The organism is Neolewinella aquimaris (assembly GCF_014197245.1).
Lineage (GTDB): Bacteria > Bacteroidota > Bacteroidia > Chitinophagales > Saprospiraceae > Neolewinella > Neolewinella aquimaris.
Genome location: NZ_JACIFF010000018.1, coordinates 1 through 5,008 on the forward strand (window position 1 = coordinate 1; position 5,008 = coordinate 5,008).

A 5,008-nucleotide genomic window follows, 5' to 3' on the forward strand; every position below is an offset into this window, starting at 1 on the left:
TCTGCACCATATTTTATTTCCTCATCAGTTGGGGTTTTCATACTTTGAATCTTTAAGTTAGTAGGGTTGAAGTTTTTACATTATTTGCCGCTAACGAATGTGCAGGCGCAACCCGGCTACCACCGATCAACTCAATAGACACATAAAACACCAACCCTGGATGCTTCACCAAACAGAGCCCTCCCCCACCCTCGCCGGGTTGACGTATGCACGATGTTGGCGGATGTGCTTCTTTTTAATAAATCTCTCGTCCTGGTCGACTGCTCAAGGTAATCGGAAAGGCACCTTCGTCAGTATTGATTCTTACAAATAATCCCTACCGCTCAATCCCGTCAGCTGTGAAGCGGGCAGCTTTGTGACGGTAGCTATGGGGAATCTGGAATGGGGCCACTATTGAGCACTAAAGTCAATTCGGTTACCATTGAGGCTGGGTGGGGGTGGCTGGCATCTGCAAAAACCCCCGAGGAGGGGAATTTTTGCAGATTGACGCCAGCGCCATCCTGCCGGGCGTCCTCGCCACCCACCAGCAACCAGGTTGACCTTTATGGTGGATGATGGATGGATAAAATCTTGGGGCATCTGGGAATTTTTTGAATTGATGATCTCGATTCCTTGCTGCTGATCCTGGCCTGACCTGAAGGAATAATTCTTGATGTCGACTGAGCAGCTCCATTCTAAAACCAAATCACGCCGCCGGCTATCCTCCAGGTATAAAGAGTTGTCCGTGCGGTAGCGTAATAAGTGTCCTGTGTCCTCAGGTTTCGGCGGTACCGTTCGTGTCCTATAAATAATTCTCAACGGCTACCAGCCAATTCAACGTTGAAAAGGTAAGCACGGCGGCCATCTTCCAGGTAGAATGTGGTGGTCGGTGCGGTAGCGTAATATCGTTGATGCGGGTCTTGGTTTGGGCGGTAGCGTTCTTGTCACTGATTCTAGCCGGCTACCGAACGACTCAATGTCGAAGTCGTCATCCTCTCGATCATCATCCGAGTAAGCATGCTGCCCCCTGCGGTAGCGTAATTTCTTGGTTGCCGTCCTTACATATTTCGGCACCGCTGGGCTGTCTGGTATGATGGCATATCCGCCAACGAGGGCGCCACCGCAGGCCGGCTGTACCACCTTACATATGGATCAGAATGTTTCATTTCTGGCCGATTTAGCACCCTCGGCACCCACTAGCCTAACCGCCGGCTTGACGATGGCGCAATGTTGGGCGAATCTCTTTTTTTTTGGCAATTTTACCATACGTACCAACAAGTAAACCTAATCTGCTCAGCCTCAATGTTCCGTCGGGCAATGAACACATCTATCATGGCAAATACAGTAACCCAGTCGCTCTCTTTGCTGGGTAACAAGATCCTTTTCGCAGTTTTAGACAAAAGAATTTCGTCATATCGGAAATTTGTGTATCCGAACACCCCACTGTTATGTTTATGCTTCATCTGAAACTCCGACATCCAATATAGTTCACCTCTGAGCTCATCTCCTGGATTGATCGGCAGGCCCCGATTTGCTGGGTTAGGTTCGCTATTGCTCTTTAAACTATCACGTGGGTTTCCCATCAAATAGTGATTGACATCGTCGTTAAAACGCAGCATTGAACTCAAGGGCAGCAATCCGAGCCAGGCGTATCGATCACCCATCGCATCAAGGTCATTATGAGGGCAAAACTCAACCCAACCATGTATGTCTATAGGCATCTGAGGATCATCTAATCATATTATTTGCGAAACGTGTATGAAGAAATTTATTATGCCATATTGAATTATTTTCTCTAATTAATGCTCTTCTGATTCAATTTAATTTCTATGGTACGTGATAAAACTTTGTGACTATGATACGCTACTCATTAGACCGTGACAGTTACCAAATTCTAGGTCAAAGTCCACCTAATCAGCTTTTGTAATTTAAAATTTCTTTATGCATTTCCTTCTCCCAAAACTTGGTTGCATTATCAAACAATCTTGTGTTAGGGAAACCGCCTGATTCTGGCGCGGAGGTCCAAGTTAAGTGAACTACTGCAATCTTTCCGCAATCGAGTCTCAATATAACATCATCATTATCTACCCTTGATGCAATTATCTGCCAAGATTGATTGAACAGTTGGTGGTCAGGGTGTAGCTCTGACTGCAACTCCTTGCGCAAGATGTCCTGACGTTGAGTTGTCCAATCATCAGCAGACCAATAAGGATCTTCGAATCTTAATGTCATACAGGACTCTGTGTTAATTTTGTATTTGATCGCCTTTAACGGTAGTCATTTCGCCCAACGGATGTGCAGGCGCAACCCGGCTACCACCGATCAGCTCAATAGACACCGAAATGTACCAACCCTAGATTCTTCCACATACGGAGCCCTCCCCCACCCTCGCCGGGTTGACGTATGCACGATGTTGGAGGATGTGCTTCTTTTTAATAAATCTCTCGTCCTGGTCGATTGCTCAAGGTAATCGAAAAGGCACCTTCATCAGTATTTATTCCAACCTATAATTCCTGCCGCTCAACCCTCTCGCCTGTGACGCTGGCCAGCCTCGCTGCGGTAGCTATGGCTTGATCTGAAATGGGGGTACTACTGAGCACTATAGGCAACCCGGCTGTCATCAAGGCTGGGTGGGGGTGGCTGGCATCTGCAAAAACCCCCGAGGAGGGGAATTTTTGCCGATTGACGCCAGCACCAACCAGCCGGGCATCCTCGCCACCCACCAGCCATCCGGCTGAAATTGATGGACGATGATTGATGATGAATGGATAAAGTCGTTGGTGCGGCTGGTAGTGTTATGTGATATGATATCGATCCCTTGTTGCTAATCCTGGCCTAGCCGAGAGAAATGAATCTTGACGGCCACCGACCAGCTCAACCGGATATGTAGCTCACTGCGGCTCACTAAATGGTGAGTGTCCAGATCCGTGCGGCAGCATAATAAGTGTCCTGCGGGCTCAACTCTCGGCGGTAGCGTTTGTGTCCTATAAATAATTCTCGACGGCTGCCAACGAATTTAACGGTGAAAGGGCAAGCACGGCGGCCATCTTCCAGGTAAAAAGTGGTGGTCAGTGCGGTAGCGTAATATCTGTGATGCGGGTCTTGGTTTGGGCAGTAGCGTTCTTATCAATCACTGAGTCTTGCCGGCTACCGAACGACTCAATGTTGAAGTCGTCATTCTCTCGATCATCATCCGAGTAAGCATGCTGCCCCCTGCGGTAGCGTAATTAAATGGTTGCCGCTTTTATCTGTTTCGGCACTGCTGAGCTGTCTGGTATGATGGCATATCCGCCAACGGAAGCGACCACGTCAGGCCGGGGAAAGGTACCGATCTTCATTCAGCCAACTCAATAGCCAACAACGGAGCTGAACCCGCACTCCGTTACTGTGAGGCCCGGCTTGTCGTGGGCGCGATGTTCGGCGCATATCTTTTCTTGGGCGTCAGCCACATAGCCTTCATAATCTTTCAATGTGCTTGGGAGGAACGTCTAGTCTGCTTTCTACTGCTGATCCGTTAGTCTTACTGATCAGAAGCTCCGGCAGCCTGACCCCATTCCTAACTTCCACCGCAGCCGCTTGTCAGCTCATGGTACTGTAACGCCTATCCCCTGCGGAAGCTTTATAGTGGGGTAAACTGCCGTTGAAATCAGTGCGCTTAGCTGCCCCATTCTGGTGTCGTAATAATAAATCTACCTGGCGCAGTGTACTCTTTCAATCTTGACCAATTGCACTTTCGATGGTATGCTTCGTCAGGTGACGCCTACCAAATGCGGGAGCTTATAGTAGGATGAACTGCCATTGAAATCAGTTCGCTTAGCTGCCCTGATCGTTTAATTCTTCTGTGGGCCTGCGGGTGATTTTCTTCCCAGGACCAAATCCATACCTGGCCGCCTATAGTGTTGTGGTTGTGGTTGCGCCGAACGAGGGCGCCAGCGCAGGCCGGCTTCACCAGTCAGCATCCGAGACTTTGGTGGACCTTGAGATAGCCTTCTAAACCTTCATCGATACCCAAAAGCTTGACCGCCGGCTTGACGATGGCGCGATGTTCGGCGAATATTTTATTTTTTCAAATATTGAAGATGCTTGTAGTATCTGGATTTAAGAATCTCGTTCAATTTTGATGCCGGATAATCAACTTGATCAAGCATTAGAATTAAGCATTGTTTAAGCGGGTCTATATATTGCTTGATAGTGTTGTAAGGTATGGTAGGATCTAGTCCACGGTAATCATGAGCAATCCGGTTTCGCATACCTTTTATGCTCTGCCAGGGCATTTCCGAATGCTGCTCTTTTAGCTCTTCATTAATTTTATTGACTTCCTCTCCAAGAGTCATCAACAAGGTTAGGCACGCATTGTAAATCAATTGATCATCACGATCAAATAAGTCCTCTGCACTTTGAATATCTTGGGTATATATCTTAATTTTTTCTATTGCTTCTAGGCTGGTCAAAATATAGGCAACATTCTTTCCACTATACATATAATAGTTCGTTTTCAATTTCTAATTGTATGATGGGGTTGACGTACTTTTCATTAACCAAGTCTACTGAAGAAACATCCACCAAATTCTTAAGGTAATTTTCTAAGCCATCAATCTCAACGAGTCCAAACTTTTCTGGATTTTCTATCCTATATAATATATCTAAATCACTATCATGAGACTGTTCATCCCGGGCATAGCTTCCGTAGATTGCCACTATTTCTGCATGAAATCGCTTTTTGATTTCGTAATTGTTTTCTCTAAGTGTTTTGAGAAGATTAGAACTGGTCATGATCGAAGTGTTTTTATCAAAACGGTTGTAAGGTATGGCCGGTTTTATAATCTTTTTCAATCTTCGTTCATCTACGGGTGTAATCATAACTCTTGGTACTAAATCACACGGTTCCTGTACCCTATAGGTTTTGGTTTGGCCAACTTGGATTGCGACTATTTCGCCGAACGAGTGCAGCCACGACGTGCGCCTAAGCGCATGGACGCTGGCTGCGGTGTTGGGTGCCGTACAGTGGTGTTTTTATTTTTTAATCTCT

The 5,008-nt window shown here is 46.7% G+C and carries 3 protein-coding genes; all 3 read right to left on the minus strand.

Annotation, left to right across the window (positions count from 1 at the left end; translation table 11 throughout):
- Window positions 1-1,893: 1,893 nt before the first annotated feature.
- The 3 genes from GGR28_RS18755 to GGR28_RS18765 all read right to left on the minus strand — a co-directional run bounded on the left by GGR28_RS18755 (window position 1,894) and on the right by GGR28_RS18765 (window position 4,839).
- On the minus strand, window positions 1,894-2,211 hold the full coding sequence (locus GGR28_RS18755; RefSeq protein ID WP_183497372.1) for a hypothetical protein: 318 nt from the start codon (window positions 2,209-2,211) through the stop codon (window positions 1,894-1,896).
- Between the two features lie 1,826 nt (window positions 2,212-4,037).
- Window positions 4,038-4,460 carry a HepT-like ribonuclease domain-containing protein gene (locus GGR28_RS18760; protein ID WP_183497373.1) on the minus strand — a complete coding sequence of 141 codons (423 nt, stop codon included), beginning with the start codon at window positions 4,458-4,460 and terminating at the stop codon, window positions 4,038-4,040.
- Window positions 4,453-4,839: a nucleotidyltransferase family protein gene (locus GGR28_RS18765; RefSeq protein ID WP_183497374.1), complete on the minus strand. Its 387-nt coding sequence runs from the start codon at window positions 4,837-4,839 to the stop codon at window positions 4,453-4,455. The genes GGR28_RS18760 and GGR28_RS18765 overlap by 8 nt, the downstream gene beginning before the upstream one ends.
- Between the last annotated feature and the right edge of the window lie 169 nt (window positions 4,840-5,008).